This is a genomic window from Aeromicrobium sp. CF3.5 (assembly GCF_051262695.1).
Taxonomy (GTDB): Bacteria; Actinomycetota; Actinomycetes; order Propionibacteriales; family Nocardioidaceae; genus Aeromicrobium.
In genome coordinates, this window is the sequence record NZ_JBIMEZ010000005.1 from 82,777 (window position 1) to 102,202 (window position 19,426).

Below are 19,426 nucleotides of genomic sequence, written 5' to 3' on the forward strand. Positions count from 1 at the left end.
CTGCGCATGACGCCCTGGGAGCCGGCCATGCGTGATGCGTTGGCCCTGGCCGACAGCGCCCGCGCCGAGGGGGACGTCCCGGTGGGGGCGGTGCTGCTTGCCCCCGATGGCCAGATCATCGGCCGTGGTCGCAACACCCGGGAGCGCGACCGCGATCCGACCGGCCACGCGGAGGTGGTCGCGATCCGCGAAGCGGCGGCGAGTCGGGGCGAGTGGCGGCTCGAGGGCTGCACACTCGTGGTCACCCTCGAGCCCTGCACCATGTGTGCAGGTGCGATCGTGGCGGCCCGCCTCGAACGGCTGGTCTTCGGTGCCTTCGACGACAAGGCAGGCGCGGTCGGATCGTTGTGGGACGTCGTGCGCGACCGCCGGATCAACCATCGCCCCGAGGTGATCAGTGGTGTGTTCGCCGAGGAGTCCGCGACCCGGCTCCGCGAGTTCTTCGAAGCACGACGTTGAGTTGGGCCTTCCGGCCGCTCACGCGGGATGACTTCCCGCTGCTGACCACGTGGCTGGCCGACCCCGACGTGCACCGCTGGTGGCAGCACGACTCCTCCCCGGACGCGGTCGAGCGCGACTTCGGCCGGGCGGTGGACCGGCTCGAGCCCGGTGAGGACCTCGTCGCCGAGCTCGATGGTCGGGCGGTCGGGCTCGTCCAGCGGGCACGCGTCCACGCCTATCCCGCGGACCGGGCGGTGTTCGAACGCATCGCTGGGCGAGTGCATCCGCCGGCGGTGCAGCTGGACTACCTCGTGGGAGCGGCCGCCGATCGTGGCCGGGGCATCGGGCCCCAGATGCTCGACGCGATCATCACTGACACGTTCGCCGATCCCGACGTCCCCTACGTGCTGGTGTCGGTCGTGGCCGCGAACCGGCGTTCCTGGCGAACGCTGGAGGCGGTTGGCTTCGAGCAGGTCGGTTCCGGCGACGTCGAGCCCGAGAATCCGATCGACGCTCCTCTGCACCACGTGCTGCGCCGCGACCGCCCGGGTGGCTGAGGGGCCTCTCGTCCGACGGGGTCAGGTCTCCGGATCGAAGTCGAAGGCGGGGAGTCCGTCGATGCTGGTCGCGTTCTTCTCGCGACGGTAGGCAGCACGTCCGTCGGGACCGCGACGCTTCATGTTCGACGTGAGGATGTCGCGATCGTCGGCGTGCTCGAGGATCGGCAGGGCGTAGCCACAGGAGTCGCTGACCCGCTCCACGTCGACGATGACGACCGCGCGCGCTGCGGGGTTCTGGGGGAAGTGGACGGCCCACTCGGCGAAGTCGTCGTCGTGGAGCGTGACGAATCGTCCGCGTCCATGGAGACGGACGACGTTGGGGGTGCGTGCGAACGAGCAGAACATGACCGTGATGCGGCCGTTGTCGCGCAGGTGGGCGATCGTCTCCGCGCCGCTCGCGGTCAGGTCGAGGTAGGCCACGGTGTGGTCGTCGATCACCACGAAGCTGTCGGCGAGGCCCTTGGGCGAGACGTTGACGTGTCCGTCCGCGCCGGATGGCGCCGTCGCCACGAAGAACACGTGCTGCTCGGCGATGAAGTCACGCAGTCGCTGTCCGATGCGGTCGTGGATCTTGCCCATGGAGGCAGCCTAGTTCGCCCAGCCGTCTCGGCGGCAGAGCGGGAACACGCTGGTTGCCACGACGGTTGAGCCAGGCATGAGGTTGTCGCTGCTGGACCGGTCGCGCACCCGTGACGGGCGCCCCGAGTCCGAGGGGGTCACCGGCTCGATCGAGCGCGCTGTGCATGCCGAGCAGCTGGGCTACGACCGGTTCTGGGTCGCCGAGCACCACGCCGTCCCCGGCATCGCCAGCGGCTCGCCGGCCGTTCTGCTGGCGGCGATCGGTGCTGCCACCCATCGCATCCGCATCGGGTCAGGCGGGGTCATGCTGCCCAATCACCAACCCCTCGTGGTCGCTGAGCAGTTCCTGATGCTGGAGGCGATGAATCCGGGTCGTGTCGATCTGGGTCTCGGCCGCTCGCTCGGCTTCACGGCTCCCGTCCGCGCGGCTCTGCGGCACGACATCGACGGTCCGGACACCTTCGAGGACGATGTCGAGGAGCTGGGTGGCCTGCTCAGCGGCGAGGGTGGCGTGACGGCGCATCCGGTCAGCGCCACCACGATCCCGATGTCGCTGCTCGCGACCGGCGGCGGCATCGCGATCGCCGCCCGGGTCGGACTGCCTGTCGTCGTGGGCGGTCCGGTGCTGTTCTCCGCCGAGGGTGCCGAGTCGCTGGCCGCCTACCGCCGCGACTTCCGCCCCAGCGCCCAGGCGGCCGATCCGCACGTGACGATCTCGCTCGACGTCACGGTGGCCGACGATGACGCGACCGCCCGAGAGCTCGCGCTGCCCGAGGCGTGGGCGATGGCGCGCTCTCGTCAGACCGGTGAGTTCCCGGCGCTCGAGTCGGTCGAGTCGATCCGGGCGCAGACCTGGCCCACGCAGGTCCGCACGCGGGTGGAGACGTCGCTCGCTCGAGCGATCGCAGGGTCACCGGACACGGTGCGGCGCCTGCTCGACGATCTGCAGGAGCGCACCGGTGCCGATGAGCTGCTCGCCTCCACCTCGACCCACGACCGCGAGTCGCTGTTCGCCTCCGACGCCGCCCTGCGTGACCTCCTAGTCTGACGAGCGATGAACTTCACGATCGAGCCCTTGGCCGTGCCCGACTCCCTCGATGGGCCGGGTGCGGAGCAGTTCGTGGCGCTGGCCGCGGTCCGCAACGCCGTCGAGGCCGCAGCGCTCGGCTCGCACCTGCTGACGCCGAGCGTCGAGGAACTGCTGGCCGAGTACCGCAGCAACCCGACCCGCACCCGGACGCATTTCACGGCGTCGGTGGGACGCGACATCGTGGGGTGCGCCATGGTCACGACGCGGCCGCACCTGGTCGGTGCTGGTGCGCACCTCGGCGTCGAGGTGCTGCCCGAGCACCGAGGGCACGGGATCGGCGCGGCGCTGCTCCGGCAGGCCGAGGACGTCGCGAGCGCCGGTGTCGAGCGGGTGCTCAAGGTCGCGGTCTCCCACGCGGCCTCAGAGTTCGACGAGCGGATCGTCGCTCCGACGGGCTTCGGCGAGCTGCCGGCCAATGACCCGGGAGCTCGTTTTCTGCTGCGTCACGGCTACGGCCTCGAGCAGGTCGTGCGCATCAGCCTCCTCGACACTGAAGGTCTGGCGGACCGTCTGCCGGCGCTGCTCGCGGAGGCAGAGCAGGTCGCCGGCGCAGATCACCGGCGGCACGGCTGGATCGGGCCCACGCCGTCGGAGTGGGTCGAGGACATGGCGACCCTGCGCACCCGCATGAGCACCGACGCGCCGATGGCCGGCCTGCAGGGCCCGCCCGACCCGTGGGACGCCGCCCGGGTCGAGGATCACGACCGCCGCATCGAGTCGGGCGGCTCGATCGTCATCACCACGGCCGTCGAGCACCTGCCGTCCGGGCAGCTGGTGGGCTTCTCGGAGATCGTCGTCCCGGAGGATCGACCGATCGCCACGCAGGAGGACACGCTGGTGTTGCGCGAGCACCGCGGCCACCGCTTGGGCCTGCTGCTCAAGGCCGCCACGGCCAGCGAGCTGCTGCGGGTCTTCCCCGAGATCGAGTCGGTGGTGACGTGGAACGCCGAGGAGAACCGCCCGATGCTCGACGTCAACGACGCCCTGGGCTTCCGCGCCATCGGCTACGAGGGCGGCTGGCGCAAGGACCTGTGAGTCTCTAGATTCCCAGGAGAACCCCGAAAGCTGGCACGTCGAACACGTTGCAACAGGGGTGAGGCGTCGGCTTCCGGGGTTCTCCTGGGAATCTTGGGATGCCGCGGCGGAATGAGGTGCGGGGGAGCGTCGTTGGACCTGGTATGACCGTGAACACCTACGACTTCGCTGGCAAGACTGTTCTCGTCACGGGAGGGGGCAGCGGCATCGGGCTCGCGATCGCTCGTGCGTTTCTCGACAACGGGGCGAACGTGGCGATCTCGGGGCGTACCGAGAGCACGTTGTCCGCTGCGTTCGAGGATCAGCCCGGCGACCGCACGCTGACCGTTGCCGGTGACGTCGGCGATCCGGCCGATGCCGAGGCGCTCGTGCGCGGCGTCGTGGATCGTTTCGGTCAGCTCGACGTCGTGATCAACAACGCGGCCGCCATCACCGGAGGCGAGTTCACCGACACGGTCGATGAGTGGGAGCGGATCCGCACCACCAACATCGACGGGTTCGTGAACCTCGCGCGTCACGCGCTGCCCGAGCTGGAGCGGGTCGGCGGGAACCTGGTGGCGGTCTCGTCGGTCTCGGCACTGCGCGGCGACTGGGGTCAGTCGCTGTACAACGCGAGCAAGGCCGCGGTGCACAATTTCATCCACTCCCTGGCTCTGGACTACGGCGGCCGCGGCGTGCGCCTCAACGCCGTGGCACCCGCCTTCACGCTTACCCCGATGAACGAGGAGGTGGCCCAGGACGCGGACGTGCTGGCGCAGTTCGTCAACCGCGTCGCGATGGGCCGCCCGGGCCGTCCTGAGGATGTCGCCCCGGCGGTGCTGTTCCTCGCCAGCGGGGACGCCGCCTACATCACGGGCGCGACGCTGACCGTCGACGGTGGCACCAGCGCCTCGACAGGCCAGCCCCACGTGCAGTGAGGGAACAAGCCCGACTCTATGATGGTTGAACATTCAACAAGGCACACCAGGCCTGGGCGAAGGAGTCCTCGATGAGCAGCATGCAGTTCGGAATCTTCAGCGTCGGCGACCTGACGGTCGATCCGACCGACGGCTCGATCCCGACCGAGAACCAGAGACTCAAGGCACTGGTCCAGATGGCCCAGAAGGCCGAGGACGTAGGCCTCGACGTCTTCGCCCTCGGCGAGCACCACGACTCCGGCTTCGTGCCGCCCTCGATCTCGACGTTCCACGCCTTCGTGGCCGCCCAGACCGAGCGCCTCATCATGTCGACGTCGATCGCGCACATCACCACCAACGACCCGGTCAAGATGGCTGAGGACTACGCGATGCTGCAGCACCTGTCCGACGGTCGGGTCGACCTCGTGCTGGGCCGCGGCAACACGGTGCAGGTCTACCCGTGGTTCGGCAAGGACCCGCGTCAAGGGGTCGAGCTGACGATCGAGAACTACCAGCTGCTGCGCCGCCTCTGGGACGAGGAGGTCGTGGACTGGGAAGGCAAGTTCCGCACGCCGTTGCAGGGCTTCACCTCGATTCCGCGTCCGCTCGACGGTGTGGCACCGTTCGTGTGGCACGGCTCGATCCGCACCCCCGAGGTCGCCGAGATCGCCGCGTTCTACGGCGACGGCTACTTCGCGAACAACATCTTCTGGCCCAAGGAGCACTACATCCGGCTGATCAATTTTTACCGCCAGCGCTACGAGCACTACGGCCACGGCACTCCCGAGCAGGCCATCGTCGGGCTCGGCGGCCACATCTTCATGAACAAGGACAGCCAGACCGCGGTGCGTCAGTTCCGGCCCTACTTCGACCGGGCGCCCGTGTATGGCAACGGACCGAGCCTCGAGGACTTCTCGGCGCAGACTCCGCTGACGGTCGGCAGCCCGCAGGAGGTCATCGAGAAGACGCTGACGTTCGCGGACTACTTCGGCGACTACCAGCGCCAGATGTTCCTGATCGACCACGCAGGGCTTCCGTTGAAGACCGTGCTGGAGCAGCTGGACCTGCTCGGCGAGATCCTGCCGACGTTGCGTGCGGAGTTCGACGCGCGTCGACCGGCAGGCGTGCCCGACGCCCCGACCCACGCCAACCGGGTCGCCGCTCGGCGTGAGCGTGAGGGGGTGACGTCATGAGTCGCATCGTCGCCATCTCGGCGGGACTGAGCGAGTCGTCCTCGAGCACCTTGCTGGCCCAGCGCATCGGCGAGGAGATCGCTGCGAAGGACCCGTCGGGGTCGTTCGAGATCATCACCCTGCGTGAGCTGGCCGGGCAGATCGCCGAGGCCAACGTCGTCGGTTTCGCCGCGCCTCGCCTGCAAGGCGTGATCGACCGGGTCGGCGCCGCGGACGCGGTCGTGTTCGTCACCCCGACGTACCAGGGATCGTTCTCGGGACTGTTCAAGTCGTTCATCGATGCGCTGGATCCCGATGCGCTGATCGGCACGCCCGTCCTGCTGGCCGCCACCGGAGGAACGGCTCGGCACTCGCTGGTCGTCGACTACGCGATGCGGCCGGTTCTTGCCTACCTGCAGGCGTTCGTGGTGCCGACCGGCATCTACGCGTCCCCGCACGACTGGAGCAGCGACGGGGCCAACGCACTGAACGTGCGCATCCAGCGAGCCGTGGGTGAGGTGCTCAGCGTGCTGGGTGGCGCGGGCACCGGTCGGTCCCGCGACGACTCGATCGACCTGTTCAGCGAGACGATGCGCAGCATTACGAATCCGTGAATTTCGCCAGTCGACTTGTGCATCGCCCCTGATTACTGTGGGGTGTGTCGATGGACACATCTGGATTGGCGTCGGCCATCGACAGCTTCTTCGCCCCGGTCACCGATGCCGTATCCGGTGTCATCTTCTACAGCGTCACGATCGGCGGCGTCACCTTCCCGCTGATCGTGGGCTGGTTGGTGCTGGCCGCAGCGTTCTTCACCGTTGCCTTCAAGGGCATCCAGGGATGGGGGATCGGCCATGCCATCGCGCTGGTGCGCGGCCGGTACGGCAGTGACGACGATCCCGGTGAGGTCTCGCACTTCCAGGCCCTGACCTCGGCGGTGTCCGGCACGGTCGGGCTGGGCAACATCGCCGGTGTGGCCGTCGCGGTCTCGCTCGGCGGCGCCGGAGCCACGTTCTGGATGATCGTCGCGGGTCTTCTGGGCATGTGCACCAAGTTCGTCGAGTGCACCTTGGGTGTGAAGTACCGCGTGGAGCACGAGGACGGGACCGTCAGCGGCGGACCGTTCCGGTACCTGCCGATCGCGTTCGCCCGCTTCGGCACCAAGGTGGCCACCGTGCTGACCGGCATCTTCGCGGTCTCGATCTTCTTCTTCGGTGCGGTCGGCGGCAACATGTTCCAGGCCAACCAGACCTACGCCCAGGCCAAGAACGTCACCGGCGGTGAGGACGGCTGGCTCGGCAGCGACGGCGCCGCGCTCGCGTTCGGCATCATCTTGGCCCTGCTCGTCGGCCTGGTCATCATCGGTGGCATGAAGTCCATCGGCCGTGTCACCGCGAGCCTCGTGCCCACCATGGCCTTCATCTACATCGCGGCCTGTCTCTACGTGATCCTCAGCAACTTCGGTTCGATCGGCGGCGCGTTCGGCGACATCATCGGTGGTGCGTTCTCGCCCGAGGGAGTCACCGGCGGCGTGGTCGGCGTGCTGATCATCGGGTTCCAGCGCGCAGCGTTCTCCAACGAGGCCGGCGTCGGCTCGGCGCCCATCGCGCACTCCGCGGTCAAGACCCGCCGCCCGGTCACCGAGGGCTTCGTGGCCATGCTCGAGCCGTTCATCGACACCGTCGTGGTCTGCACCATGACCGCCCTGACCATCGTCATCGCCCAGCCGCAGTCGTGGCTGGACGCCCGCGAGGCCGTGGCTTCGGGCGAGACGCCCAGCCCCGACGGCGTGGTGCTGACCTCGGACGCGTTCGAGAGCGCGGTGTCGTGGTTCCCGTACGTCCTTGCCATCGCGGTCGCACTGTTCGCGTTCTCCACGCTGATCACCTGGTCGTACTACACGCAGAAGGCGTGGACGTCGCTGTTCGGGCGCACCCCGTTCAGCGAGCGGCTGTTCCAGGTCATCTTCTTGTCCTTCACGGTCTTTGGCACCGTCGTGGCGCTGGCCGACGTCATCAACCTGGCCGACTCGATGCTGTTCCTCTGCGCCTTGATCAACATCTCGGGCCTGTATCTGCTGTTCCCGGTGGTCCGCAAGGAGCTCAAGGAGTACTGGGTGGACCGGCAGGCGGGGAACCTGGTGGTCAAGGCGGGTCACAAGCAGGAGTGAGGGACTTCCCGCGGGCGGCTCTAGGGTGACCTGATGAACCTCACCTGGAGCCGGCTGTGGGACGCGTTCCGCACGAACCTGTGGCCGATCCCCACCCTGGGGGTTCTGGCGGCGTTGGTCCTCGGTCTGGCGCTGCCCGAGCTCGATCGCCGGATCGGCGGTGCCGAGTCGGACCTGATCTTCGGCGGTGGTGCCGATGCGGCCCGCACGGTGCTCGATGCCGTCGCCAGCTCGATGATCACGGTGACCTCGTTGACGTTCTCGTTGACGGTGGTCACGTTGCAGCTGGCGAGCAGCCAGTTCTCTCCGCGTCTGCTGCGCACCTTCACCCGCGATCTCGTGGTGCAGGGGACGTTGGGATTGTTCCTGGGGACATTCACCTACGCGTTGATCGTCCTGCGCTCGGTGCGCACCGACACGGGTGGCGACTCGCCGTTCGTGCCTGGCATATCGGTCTCCGTCGCGTTCGTGCTGGCACTGGCCAGCGTGTTGGCGCTGGTGTTCTTCCTGGCGCACCTGACACGCACGATCCGGGTCGAGTCGATGCTGCTCGGCGTGCACCAGGACGCGTCGCAGCTGGCTTCCCGCAGGACCGACGACGACCGGATCACCCCGGCCGACGCCCACGCGATGGTGCCCGAGGGTGCGGTCCTGGTGAAGGCGAGCAGCTCGGGGTTCCTCGTCGACGTCGATGAACAAGATCTCGTGTCGGTCGCCCGCGACCACGGCGCTGTCGTGTTCATCGAGCGGGACCCCGGCGACTCGGTGGTCGCCGGCACCCCCATCGGCTGGGTGTGGCGCGCTGACGGTGGGCGCTGGAGCGATGACGAGTGCGCGGATCTGATCGCGCAGGTGTGCGCACGGTTGACCACCGGCTTCGAGCGCACGGGCACCTCCGACGTCGGGTTGGGGCTGCGCCAGCTCACCGACGTGGCGGTCAAGGCGCTGTCTCCGGGCATCAACGACCCGACGACGGCGGTGCACGCGCTGGGCCACTCCTCGGCGCTGCTGTGCGAGCTGAGCCAGGTGCCGCTCGGGCCGCGCCTGTTGCGCGACGGCGACGCTGCGATTCGAGTGGTGCTGTCAGAACCCGTCCTCGACGACCTCCTCGCGGTGGCGGTGGAGCAGCCCGCTCACTACGGATGTGGTGACCAGGTGGTGATGTCGCGTCTGTTCGCGCTGCTGCGCGAGGTGGCGTGGACCGACGGATCGGGCACCGCCGGGCCGGTGGCCGGCCAGCTAGCGCGTCTGCGCCGCCTGGTGGCCGACGCGGACCTCGACACCATGGACCGCGCCACACTCGATCTCGACGCCGATCGCGTCGACGAGGCTCTCGCGGGTCGCTGGGACCAGACCGGCCGCCAGCACTGATCTCACCGGGTTCAGGGTGTCCGCAAGGTGTCCGGTAAGGTTCCACGCGGTGGCGTGTCCGAGCGGCCTAAGGAGCACGATTCGAAATCGTGTGAAGGTTCATCCCTTCCGTGGGTTCAAATCCCACCGCCACCGCAGATGAGAACCCCTGGTCTTAACTGGAATGACGGTTAGACCGGGGGTTCTTGCTTTTGGCTCGAACAGGTCTGTGCTCGCTCGGCTGGCGCTCTGTGATGGGATCCGGGTGATGGGATCCCGGCCTTCGAATGACGACGCTGGATTTGACGGCGTCCGCAGGCTCGACGCGTGCTTCGTCACGTGGAGGCGCGTCGCCATGCAAGAACAACCGGTGATCGCCATGGGCCGAGTCAGTGTGGCGGAGGCGGCGGGGCTGCTCGGCGTGCATCCGCAGCGCGTTCACCAGCGCATCAGGGATGGTTCACTTCCAGCGAAGCGCATTGGGAGTCAGTGGTCGATCGAGGAGGCAGACCTCGAGGTGGTCAGGTTCAGGAAGGCGTCGGGGCGGCCGCTGTCTGCGCGGTCCGCCTGGGTGATGGAGGTCGTTGCCGCAGGCGATGAAAGGGCACTCGCTCAGCTGAGTCCGTCGGAGCGGTCGCGTGCACGATGTCGGCTGTGGGACCTGACGGCACTGGAATCAGCCGACGATCTGGGTGAGTCGTCGGCGGCCTTGTCGGTTGCGATCGGGCACTGGTGGGCAAGGCTGCGCACGAGCTGAGATCGCGTCGGATCGCGCGAGCGTTCGTCACAGCATCGACTTCGTCACCTTCGAGAGACAGAGCTGACCAGAAAGGACCAGCAACGCGTTCGCGCGATGCTTGACCGGTGTCGAACCGACCGAGTCGCGATGGCGGTCGAACACGCCGCTGAGTCCTTGGGCCGGCTGGCCAGCGCCGCGGGACTCGACTGATCGAGACCCCCGGCTCATCGGGGGAGCCGGGGGTCCTGCTGATCAGGGTGCGAGCAGGCGTCAGCTCGCGACGTAGCCGTGCGGGTTGAGGACGTACTTGGTGGCAGCGCCGGAGTCGAACTCGGCGTAGCCGCGAGGCGCGTCCTCGAGGCTGATGGCCTGGGCGTTGACCGCGTCACCGATCTGCACCTTGTCGTGCAGGATCGCCATCATCAGCTGGCGGTTGTACTTCATGACCGGGCACTGCCCGGTGGCGAATGACAACGACTTGGCCCAGCCGGTGCCGAACGACAGCGACAGGGCGCCGACCTTGGCCGCATCATCGGCGGCGCCGGGGTCGCCGGTGACGTAGAGGCCGGGGATGCCGATGCCGCCACCGGCGGTGGTGATGTCCATCAGCGAGTTGAGCACCGTGGCGGGAGCCTCGGCGGCGTCCGCGCCTCCGCCGTGGGAGCGGGCCTCGAAGCCGACGGCGTCGACGGCTGCATCGACCTCGGGGATGCCGAGCAGCTGTTCGAGCTGGTCGGGAATCGAGCCCTCGCCGACGTTGAGGGTCTCGCAGCCGAAGCTGCGGGCCTGCGCAAGGCGGTCGTCGTTGAGGTCGCCGACGATGACGACCGCAGCGCCGAGCAGTTGAGCGGAGGCTGCGGCGGCGAGACCCACGGGTCCTGCTCCGGCGATGTAGACGGTCGAGCCCACGCCGACACCGGCGGTGACAGCACCGTGGAAGCCGGTCGGGAAGATGTCCGACAGCATCGTCAGGTCGAGGATCTTGTCCAGTGCCTGGTCGCGGTCGGGGAACTTCAGCACGTTCCAGTCCGCGTACGGGACCAGCACGTACTCGGCCTGGCCGCCCACCCAGCCGCCCATGTCGACATATCCGTATGCCGAGCCGGGGCGGTCGGGGTTGACGTTCAGGCAGATGCCCGTCTTGCCCTCCTTGCAGTTGCGGCAGCGGCCGCAGGCGATGTTGAACGGGACCGAGACGATGTCGCCGACCTTGATGAACTCCACGTCGGGGCCGGTCTCGACGACCTCGCCGGTGATCTCGTGGCCCAGGATCAGGTCGGTGGGGGCGGTCGTGCGGCCACGGACCATGTGCTGATCGGATCCGCAGATGTTGGTCGTGACGGTCTTGAGGATGACGCCATGGGGAACCTTGCGGCCGATGTTGGCCGGGTTCACCCCGGGTCCGTCCTTGAGCTCGAATGTCGGATAGTCGATGTCGATGACCTCGACGGTCCCTGGTCCCTTGTATGCCACTGCACGATTGCCGGTCATGGTGATCCCTCTCCCGAATTCAACACGGTGGTCCCCCGTCGAGGGACGCCTGTTCCGGTGAGGAGAACACCCCTCGAGGCGAGATCCATCTGGTCTCTCAACCGTACGCTCCAGCTCGAGATGGTGGACCCACGCTTGCAGCCAGTGAAAGGCATGGACGGTCAGCGCGGCGCCATGCGCAGCGCGCCGTCCATGCGGATGGTCTCGCCGTTGAGGTAGTCCGATGAGGACGTCTGAACGCACCCAGCCATCGGGGTCAGGTCGACGTGACCGAGCCGTCGAGCCACTCCACGGCGAACGACCGAGGACTGTTGAAGTGCATCGCCTTCACCTGGTCGTGGCACCGCATTGGCGCGCCCGGGGTGTGTCGGGCGCGAGCACATCTGCAGCACGACAGACCTCGAGGAGTTCGTTCCAGGTCCACCCGGGGAAGTGCTGCTCGACGTGGGCGCGGGTGAACCCGCGGGTCACCGGGATGAAGTGCCCGTGCGAGAGCAGTCGGGTCAGCTGAACCCCGGTGCGGTGCTCGCCGTATTCGTACCAGTGAATGTTGATCATGGTGACTCCCTGCGTCCAGGGCACGAGCGTGCCCGCCTTGGCCCCTCGCTGCGAGGGGCCCCGGTCTTCTCCGGAGGGCACCGTGTCGGGCGACGCGGTTGCCGGCCATCACTGTCCGGAGTCGTGGATGGCTCTCTTGACCTGATCTGGACCCTAGGCGGTCGCACCGACAGAATCGCGCCGAGACTGGTTGGGTTGCAGGGTGTGGCGCGTCAGCGCGGCGCCATGCGCAGGGCGCCGTCCATGCGGATGGTCTCGCCGTTGAGGTAGTCGTGATCGACGATCATCGTGACGAGCTTGGCGTACTCCTGCGGCGAGCACAGCCGCTGCGGGAACGGGACGCCCGCGGCCAGGCCGGCGCGGATCTCCTCGCTGACCGTGGCCAGCATGGGAGTGTCCACGATGCCGGGGGCGACGGTGCACACACGGATGCCGTGCTGCGCGAGATCTCGGGCGGCCGGCAGGGTCATGCCCACGACACCGCCCTTGGAGGAGGCGTAGGCGACCTGCCCGATCTGTCCGTCGTAGGCGGCGATCGAGGCGGTGTTGACCACGACGCCGCGCTGACCGTTCTCGTCCGGCTCGGTGGCGGCGATCGCCTCGGAGGCCAGTGCGAGCACGGTGAACGTGCCGACCAGGTTGATCTGCACGACCTTGGCGTACAGGCCGATGTCGTGCACACCCTTGCGACCCAGGATGCGCATCGAGGGTCCGATCCCCGCGCAGCTGACGACGGTCCGAAGTGGCGCGTGCTCGGCGGCGGTGGCGACGGCAGCGCGCACCTGGTCCTCGTCGGTGACATCGGCGGTCAGGTAGGTCACGCCGTCGACGGCGGGAGCCGATTCGATGGCGGCCGGGAGGTCGAGTGCGAAGACGCTTGCGCCCTGAGCAGCGAGAGCGGCGGCGGTCGCCGCTCCGAGACCGGAGGCGCCTCCGGTGACGATGGCTGCGGTGTTGTTGATCTGCATCAGTTCTCCTTGCTGAGATGGCGGGCGATGACGAGGCGTTGGATCTGGTTGGTGCCCTCGAAGATCTGCATGACCTTGACGTCCCGCATGTACCGCTCGACGGGGAAGTCCTTGGTGTAGCCGGCGCCGCCGAGGACCTGCACGGCGTCGGTGGCCACGCGCATCGCATTGTCGGTGCAGACCAGCTTGGCGATCGAGGCCTGTCGACCGAAGGGGCGGCCCGCGTCCTTCAGGCGAGCGGCCGCCAGGTAGGTGGCGCGGGCCGACTCGACGGCTGCGGCCATGTCGGCCAGCAGGAACCCGAGGCCCTGGTGGTCGATGATCGCGCGGCCGAACGTCTCGCGCTCCTTGGCGTAGGTGATGGCGGCGTCCAGGGCGCCCTGCGCGACGCCGGTTGCGACGGCCGCGATGCCGAGCCGACCGGCGTCGAGTCCGGCGAGCGCGATCTGCAGGCCCTGACCCTCGGCGCCCAGCAGTCGGTCCGCCGGGACGCGGACGTCGTCGAACAGCATGGTTGCGGTGGTCGAGCCGGTCAGGCCCATCTTGCGCTCGGGGGTGTCGGCGGTCAGGCCGGGCGAGTCCGCCGGCACGAGGAAGCAGGAGATGCCCTTCGCGCCGTCGTCGGAGGTGCGTGCCATCACCTTGTAGAAGTCCGCCTCACCACCGTGGGTGGTCCAGGCCTTGGCGCCCTTGATGACGTACTCATCGCCCTCGCGGGTGGCCGTGGTGCGCATGGCGGCCGGGTCGGAGCCCGCGTGCGCCTCGGACAGGCAGTAGGCGCCCAGCTGGTCACCGGACAGCATCTGCGGCAACCACTGCTGCTTCTGCTCGTCGGTGCCGGCGGTGAACAGCCCAAAACAGCTCAGGGCATGCACGCTGGTGCCGACGCCGACGGACGCCCACACGGCCCCGATCTCCTCGAGCACCTGCAGGTACACCTCGTAGGACTGGTCCCCGCCGCCGAACTCCTCGGGATAGGGCAGCGACAACAGGCCGGCGCGCCCCAGGGTGCGAAAGACCTCGCGGGGGAAGGTGGCCGTGGCCTCGGCCTCGTCGACCCGCGGTGCGAGCTCCTTGGCGAGAATCTCGCGGGTCAGCGCGATCAGGTCCTCGGACTCGGGGGTCGGCATCAAGCGAGTGGCGGGCATGGAACCTCCTGGTGAGCCTTCACGGTACCAAGAATCGTTCTGCAGTACTAAGTCCGGTACGAGCATCCGTAACCCTCGCCGACGTGAGGTCGCGACGAGGGCCGATAGTGCTGAGGTGGGGACCGCTGGAGTCGATCAGGAGGTGGCCAGCTCCACGGCCCAGATCCTCTCCGGGATCGGGTCACCACCGCCGGTCACGCTGGCGGCGAGACGCTTGTTACTCCAGCTGGACCGGGTACAGCTGTCATCGATCGTCTGAATTCGCGGACCAGATGCGAAGGAAGACTCCTTCTCTGTGGGATTGTGACACGCTAGCAGCGTTCCGGTTCAGTCCAGCAAGTTCGTCTGCTGGCGTCGGCTCAGCGGTGTCACAAGGGGGACGTCGATGATCAGAAGAAGCGTGAGAGCAGCACTCGTGGCGATGGCGATCGCCGTGACGTGCAGTGCGTGTGGGGGCAGTGGTGGCACGACGTCAGACGAGGATCCAGCGCCGACGGTCACGCTCGACGACCTCAAGCCGACACCGGACGACTTTTTTCCCGGGTTCGATGCCCCGGATGATCGCGAGGTGTCCGATGAGTACGACGACGTCGCGCGGCTGCTCGGGGGAAGTCTCTCATCGATTCTCGAGGTTTCCTTCGAGGAGCCCAGCACCTGGACGCTCACGTCGGACAAGGATGTGGTGGGTGCGGTCGCGGCCGGGTTCAGTGCGATCGGGGAAGCAGGCTCTGCCACGTTGGCCGAGTCGCTGTTGTCTGGCTCGAAGAGCGACGCCGTCACCGGCGAGCGAGTCGCGGCGGGCTATGCCAGCACCTTCGCGCCTGACTCCCAGCCAACTGACATGTTCGTGTACAAGCTGAAGTGGGATTGGGCCGTCGACGAGGAGTCGGGCAAAGTCTCGGTCACCGCCGTCGCCTGGGCGGGATACGAGGTCGAGAAGCGCGTGGTGATCTCGGCTCGACAGTTCACGCTCAGTGGCACCGACCAAGGCTCCACGTACGATCTCTCGATGAGCCCGCCCGTGTCCGGAGGGTTTTACGACCTGTGCACGGCCGTCGTCGAGGGAGTGCTCGCACCCGACGAGGACGATCTCAGCGCGGCGGAGCAGAAGTCGCTGAAGACGGAGTTCGCCGACCCGGAGTTCCACCCGCTGTCGGAGAGCTTTCTCGCCAAGGAGTCGGACGACGATGAGTCCGACGGCGACCGTAGCCAAAGGGTCGAGGCCTGCCTCGCGCAGGGATGAGAGGTGAGTTCGACCCCGCAACTCAGCTCCGGATGGCGCGCCGCAGGTAGGGCGCGGTGATGCTGTCGGCGTCGTCGAGCAGGTCGGCCGGAGTAGCGGTGGCGACCACCTGGCCACCCTGGTCGCCTCCGCCCGGGCCGAGCTCGATGACCCAGTCGGCGGCCGCGATGACCTGCATGTCGTGCTCGACCACCACGACGGTGTCGCCAGCCTCGACGAGGCGGCCGAGCACGCGCACGAGATCGCGGACATTGACCGGGTGGAGTCCGCCGGTGGGCTCGTCGAGGACGAACACGGTGTTCTCGCGGTGCGGCCGCTGCAGCTCGGTGGCGAGCTTGATGCGCTGGGCCTCGCCGCCGGACAGCTCGGTGGCGGGCTGCCCGAGGGTCAGGTAGCCGAGGCCGACGTCGAGCAGCGTGACCAGCGCGCGCCGGATTGCGGGGATGTCGTCGAAGAACTCAGCAGCCTCGGTGACCGTCATCGCCAGCACCTGGCCGACATCGCGACCCCGGTAGTGCACCTCGAGCGTCTCGGGGTTGTAGCGCGATCCGCGGCAGGTGGGGCACGAGGAGTAGCTGGTCGGCAGGAACACCAGCTCGACGGCGACGAAGCCCTCCCCCTCGCAGGTCGGACACCGCCCGGCGTCGACGTTGAACGAGAACCGGCCGGCACTCCAGCCCCGGGCCTTGGCCTCGTCCGTGGCAGCGAACGTGCGCCGGACCGCGTCGAACAGTCCGGTGTACGTGGCGAGGTTCGAGCGCGGCGACCGGCCGATGGGGCGCTGGTCGATCGCGACCATGCGCTCGAACCGGTCCCGTGCATCGTCCAGCTGCTCGATCCGGTCGGCGAGTGCGGTCAGCAACGAGGACTTGCCCGAGCCGGACACCCCGGTGATCGCCGTCATGACACCCAGGGGGAGGCTCACGCTCACGTCCTGCAGGTTGTGCCGCGTCAGGTGATCGAACTCGGTCCAGCCCCGTGGTTCGCGGGCGTCGAGACGTCGAGCCTCGACCCGGTCGAACATGAAGTCCGCAGTGAGTGACCCGGAGACCTCGGACAGCTGGGCGGGTGGGCCGCTGTGGATGATCTCGCCCCCGAGCACTCCCGCGCTCGGCCCGACGTCGACGACCCAGTCGGCGCCGCGGGCGATCGACAGATCGTGCTCGACCACGAACAGGGAGTTGCCGGTGGCGACCAGCTCGCGCAGGGCCGCGTACAGCGCCTCGGAGTCTGCCGGGTGGAGGCCCGCGGACGGTTCGTCGAGCACGTAGAGCACGCCGAACAGCCCGGCACGCACCTGGCCGGCGAGTCGCACTCGCTGCAGCTCACCGGGGGACAGGGCGGTGCTCGAACGGTCCATCGACAGATAGCCCAGGCCCAGGCTGATGATGGCCTCCACGCGAGCGCTGAAGTCCTTGACCAGCGACCTGGCGGCCGATGAGGCAGCGGCTCCGTGTCGACCGGATCGGTGGTGGTCGGTGCCGCGGGCCTGCTCCTCCAGACCGGTGTCGAGCAGGGCGCACACCTGCGACAACGGCAGGGCCGACATGTCGGCGATGTCGACGCCGGCGAACCTCACCTCGAGTGCTTCGGGCCGCAGCCGTTTGCCCCGACACGTCGGGCACGGGCCTTCTGCGAGGTAGGCCTCGAGCTTTTCGCGCTGCGCCGGGGACGGGGTGCGGGCGAGGTTGCGCATCAAGTACCTCTGCGCCGAGGTCCAGTGGCCGTGGTACTGGCTGGCCTCGCCGCCCTTGTTGCCCATCAGGAGCATGCGCGGCTCCTCCTCGGTGAACAGGACCCAGTCGCGATCGGCCTGGGCGAGCGTGTGCCAGGGCGCGTGGATGTCGATGCCGAGCTTGGTGATCATCCGTCGCGCGTTCTGTCCCACCCAGGCGCGATTGGCCCAGACGCCGATCGCTCCGTCGTCGATCGACAACGATGGATCGGGGACCATCAGGTCCTCGGTGGTGCTGCGCGCCACGCCGCTGCCTGCGCACGTCGGGCAGGCGCCATCGGCGGTGTTGGGCGAGAACGCCGACGCGGGCAGGTGGCCGGCCCCGTCCTGATAGGTACCGGCCCGGCTGTACAGCAGTCGCAGCACGTCCGACAGCGAGCTGAGGGTTCCGAGGGTGGAGCGTGAGCTGCTCGTGCCGCGCGCCTGCTGCAGGGCGATCGCCGGGGGGAGCCCGTCGATCGTGTCGACCTCGGGAGCGCCCACCTGCGACAGCAGCCGCCGCGCGTACGGCGCCACCGACTCGAAGTAGCGGCGCTGCGACTCCGCGAACAGCGTGCCGAACGCCAGCGAGGACTTGCCCGATCCGGACACTCCGGTGAACACCACGAAGCAGTCGCGCGGCAGGTCGATGTCGACCTCGCGCAGGTTGTGCTCGCGGGCGCCGCGCACCCGGATCCAGCCCGAGGAACCCTCCGGGAGGGCCGTGCCGTGCAGATCAACGTCGAAGCGGTCGGGCATCCGACCAATCTACGGGCGTCCTGGCGCGAGGACCGAAAGGCCTGCGCCTACTGCTGCGTAGCAGTTCGCGTCTGGTCGAACGGGTCGGACCTCGAGACGTGGCAGGGTGCTCGTGTGGGTTCCGCCCACCCCGAACTCGACGAAAGCAGATGATGATGGACATCACCGACCTGTTCAGGCTCGACGGCAAGGTGGCCGTGGTCACGGGCGCCTCGAGCGGACTGGGGGTGGAGTTCGCCCTGGGGCTCGCCGAGGCCGGCGCCGACATCGCTCTGGGAGCGCGACGTGCCGATCGACTCGCCGACACGGCCCGACAGGTCGAGGAACGGGGCCGTCGGGCCATCGCGACGACCACCGACGTCGGCGACCCCGACTCGTGCACCGCCCTGGTCGCCAGCGCGATGGAGGCGTTCGGACGCGTGGATGTGCTGATCAACAACGCGGGCGTGTCCAGTGCCGCTCCGGCCACCCGCGAGACCCCGGAGGAGTTCCGCCGGGTGATCGACATCAACCTCAACGGCAGCTACTGGATGGCCCAGGCGTGTGCCCGTGTCATGCAGCCCGGGTCGAGCATCATCAACATCTCCTCGATCCTGGGGATCACGACCGCAGGACTTCCGCAGGCCGCGTACGCGGCATCGAAGGCCGGCATCATCGGCCTGACCCGAGACCTGGCGCAGCAGTGGACCGGACGCAAGGGGATCCGGGTCAACGCCATCGCTCCGGGCTTCTTCGCCTCGGAGATGACCGACGAGTACCTGCCGGGCTATCTCGACGAGCAGATGGCGCGGGTGCCGGTGGGAGGGCCCGGGGACCCCCGATGCCTCGCGGCATCGGCGGTCTACCTCGCCTCGGACGCCGCCTCCTACGTCACCGGCCAGACGATTCCGGTCGATGGTGGCCGCAGCATCGCCTAGCGGTCAGCGACACCATGGCCTAGCGGTCAGCGACCGAAGACCTCGACGAACGTCGAGGTGAACGCCTCCAGGTCGTCGGGGGTGCGCGACGTGATCAGGTCCCAGTCGTTAGCCGGGCAGTGCTTGACCTCTTCGTCGACCCAGCTGCCCTTCGCGTTCGTGATGTCGGTGCGCAGCGACGGGAACGAGGTCAGCGTCTTGCCCGGCAGCACGCCGGCCTCGACCAGGACCCAGGGGGCGTGGCAGATCGCGGCGATCGGCTTGCCGGCGTCGACGAATGCGGTGATGAGGGCCAGCGCGTCGTCATCGAGGCGCAGGTGGTCGGCGTTGACGGTGCCCCCGGGGATCACGAGTCCGTCGTAGTCGGACACGGAGGCCTCCGCGATGGAGCGAGTGGCCTGGTGAACCGCGTCCTTGTCGACGTCGGCGACCATCGTCTGCACGTCGCCGACCTCGGGCGCCAGGTGCTCGACCTCCCAGCCCGCGTCGGTGATGGCAGCGGTGGGCGCCTCCAGCTCAGCCTTCTCGACTCCGGTGTTGGACGTGATGATGGCGATCTTCATGGCAAACCTCCTGGGTGGATGACTCCGCCGTGT

General features: G+C 68.4%; 19 protein-coding genes, 1 tRNA gene and 1 riboswitch. Of the genes, 13 read left to right on the top strand and 7 right to left on the bottom strand.

The features are described 5' to 3' along the window. Positions 1–6 precede the first annotated feature (6 nt). Both tadA and ACHAA3_RS10705 read left to right on the top strand, forming a co-directional pair. A complete protein-coding gene (tadA, locus tag ACHAA3_RS10700; protein ID WP_435708999.1) occupies positions 7–459 on the top strand; it encodes a tRNA adenosine(34) deaminase TadA in 453 nt (150 codons plus the stop codon). Beyond that, positions 456–998: a GNAT family N-acetyltransferase gene (locus ACHAA3_RS10705; RefSeq protein WP_435709000.1), complete on the top strand. Its 543-nt coding sequence runs from the start codon at positions 456–458 to the stop codon at positions 996–998. Before tadA ends, ACHAA3_RS10705 begins: the two co-directional genes overlap by 4 nt. 21 nt (positions 999–1,019) lie before the next feature. On the opposite strand, the gene ACHAA3_RS10710 is transcribed toward ACHAA3_RS10705, so the two are convergent. Then, entirely contained in the window at positions 1,020–1,580 is a 561-nt protein-coding gene (locus ACHAA3_RS10710; protein WP_435709001.1) for a pyridoxamine 5'-phosphate oxidase family protein, read from the bottom strand. 76 nt (positions 1,581–1,656) lie between these two features. On the opposite strand from ACHAA3_RS10710, the gene ACHAA3_RS10715 reads away from it, so the two are divergent. The 9 genes from ACHAA3_RS10715 to ACHAA3_RS10755 all read left to right on the top strand — a co-directional run bounded on the left by ACHAA3_RS10715 (position 1,657) and on the right by ACHAA3_RS10755 (position 10,050). Then, the gene (locus ACHAA3_RS10715) at positions 1,657–2,628 is read left to right on the top strand and encodes an MsnO8 family LLM class oxidoreductase (RefSeq protein WP_435709002.1); all 972 of its coding nucleotides are present in this window, start codon (positions 1,657–1,659) and stop codon (positions 2,626–2,628) included. A 6-nt stretch (positions 2,629–2,634) separates the two neighbouring features. Continuing rightward, on the top strand, positions 2,635–3,705 hold the full coding sequence (locus tag ACHAA3_RS10720; protein WP_435709003.1) for a GNAT family N-acetyltransferase: 1,071 nt from the start codon (positions 2,635–2,637) through the stop codon (positions 3,703–3,705). A 143-nt stretch (positions 3,706–3,848) separates the two neighbouring features. Next, positions 3,849–4,622: an SDR family NAD(P)-dependent oxidoreductase gene (locus tag ACHAA3_RS10725; RefSeq protein WP_435709004.1), complete on the top strand. Its 774-nt coding sequence runs from the start codon at positions 3,849–3,851 to the stop codon at positions 4,620–4,622. Between the two features lie 80 nt (positions 4,623–4,702). After that, the gene (locus ACHAA3_RS10730; RefSeq protein WP_435709198.1) at positions 4,703–5,794 is read left to right on the top strand and encodes an LLM class flavin-dependent oxidoreductase; all 1,092 of its coding nucleotides are present in this window, start codon (positions 4,703–4,705) and stop codon (positions 5,792–5,794) included. Next, a complete protein-coding gene (locus ACHAA3_RS10735) occupies positions 5,791–6,387 on the top strand; it encodes a CE1759 family FMN reductase (protein ID WP_435709005.1) in 597 nt (198 codons plus the stop codon). Before ACHAA3_RS10730 ends, ACHAA3_RS10735 begins: the two co-directional genes overlap by 4 nt. Before the next feature lie 50 nt (positions 6,388–6,437). Then, the gene (locus ACHAA3_RS10740) at positions 6,438–7,943 is read left to right on the top strand and encodes an alanine/glycine:cation symporter family protein (protein ID WP_435709006.1); all 1,506 of its coding nucleotides are present in this window, start codon (positions 6,438–6,440) and stop codon (positions 7,941–7,943) included. Between the two features lie 33 nt (positions 7,944–7,976). Then, complete coding sequence (locus ACHAA3_RS10745) at positions 7,977–9,314, top strand: DUF2254 domain-containing protein (RefSeq protein WP_435709007.1); 1,338 nt, start codon at positions 7,977–7,979, stop codon at positions 9,312–9,314. A 48-nt stretch (positions 9,315–9,362) separates the two neighbouring features. Then, positions 9,363–9,449 (top strand) — tRNA-Ser (locus tag ACHAA3_RS10750). A 223-nt stretch (positions 9,450–9,672) separates the two neighbouring features. Beyond that, positions 9,673–10,050 (top strand): helix-turn-helix domain-containing protein, encoded by a 378-nt coding sequence (locus ACHAA3_RS10755; RefSeq protein WP_435709199.1) that lies wholly within the window; start codon positions 9,673–9,675, stop codon positions 10,048–10,050. A 252-nt stretch (positions 10,051–10,302) separates the two neighbouring features. On the opposite strand, the gene fdhA is transcribed toward ACHAA3_RS10755, so the two are convergent. The 4 genes from fdhA to ACHAA3_RS10775 all read right to left on the bottom strand — a co-directional run bounded on the left by fdhA (position 10,303) and on the right by ACHAA3_RS10775 (position 14,197). Beyond that, the gene (gene fdhA / locus ACHAA3_RS10760; protein ID WP_435709008.1) at positions 10,303–11,523 is read right to left on the bottom strand and encodes a formaldehyde dehydrogenase, glutathione-independent; all 1,221 of its coding nucleotides are present in this window, start codon (positions 11,521–11,523) and stop codon (positions 10,303–10,305) included. Positions 11,524–11,850: 327 nt separating this feature from the next. Continuing rightward, positions 11,851–12,081: a hypothetical protein gene (locus tag ACHAA3_RS10765; protein WP_435709009.1), complete on the bottom strand. Its 231-nt coding sequence runs from the start codon at positions 12,079–12,081 to the stop codon at positions 11,851–11,853. Between the two features lie 28 nt (positions 12,082–12,109). After that, positions 12,110–12,223, bottom strand: a riboswitch (SAM riboswitch). Between the two features lie 70 nt (positions 12,224–12,293). Continuing rightward, positions 12,294–13,049 (bottom strand): SDR family NAD(P)-dependent oxidoreductase, encoded by a 756-nt coding sequence (locus ACHAA3_RS10770; protein ID WP_435709010.1) that lies wholly within the window; start codon positions 13,047–13,049, stop codon positions 12,294–12,296. After that, on the bottom strand, positions 13,049–14,197 hold the full coding sequence (locus tag ACHAA3_RS10775) for an acyl-CoA dehydrogenase family protein (protein WP_435709011.1): 1,149 nt from the start codon (positions 14,195–14,197) through the stop codon (positions 13,049–13,051). Before ACHAA3_RS10775 ends, ACHAA3_RS10770 begins: the two co-directional genes overlap by 1 nt. A gap of 400 nt (positions 14,198–14,597) precedes the next feature. On the opposite strand from ACHAA3_RS10775, the gene ACHAA3_RS10780 reads away from it, so the two are divergent. Further along, on the top strand, positions 14,598–15,440 hold the full coding sequence (locus ACHAA3_RS10780; protein WP_435709012.1) for a hypothetical protein: 843 nt from the start codon (positions 14,598–14,600) through the stop codon (positions 15,438–15,440). A 22-nt stretch (positions 15,441–15,462) separates the two neighbouring features. On the opposite strand, the gene ACHAA3_RS10785 is transcribed toward ACHAA3_RS10780, so the two are convergent. Beyond that, the gene (locus ACHAA3_RS10785; RefSeq protein WP_435709013.1) at positions 15,463–17,913 is read right to left on the bottom strand and encodes an ABC transporter; all 2,451 of its coding nucleotides are present in this window, start codon (positions 17,911–17,913) and stop codon (positions 15,463–15,465) included. Between the two features lie 155 nt (positions 17,914–18,068). Here ACHAA3_RS10785 and ACHAA3_RS10790 point away from each other — a divergent pair, with 155 nt between their 5' ends. Beyond that, on the top strand, positions 18,069–18,830 hold the full coding sequence (locus ACHAA3_RS10790) for an SDR family NAD(P)-dependent oxidoreductase (protein ID WP_435709014.1): 762 nt from the start codon (positions 18,069–18,071) through the stop codon (positions 18,828–18,830). A 26-nt stretch (positions 18,831–18,856) separates the two neighbouring features. On the opposite strand, the gene ACHAA3_RS10795 is transcribed toward ACHAA3_RS10790, so the two are convergent. Then, positions 18,857–19,393, bottom strand: coding sequence for a type 1 glutamine amidotransferase domain-containing protein (locus tag ACHAA3_RS10795; RefSeq protein ID WP_435709015.1), 537 nt, complete (start codon positions 19,391–19,393; stop codon positions 18,857–18,859). Between the last annotated feature and the right edge of the window lie 33 nt (positions 19,394–19,426).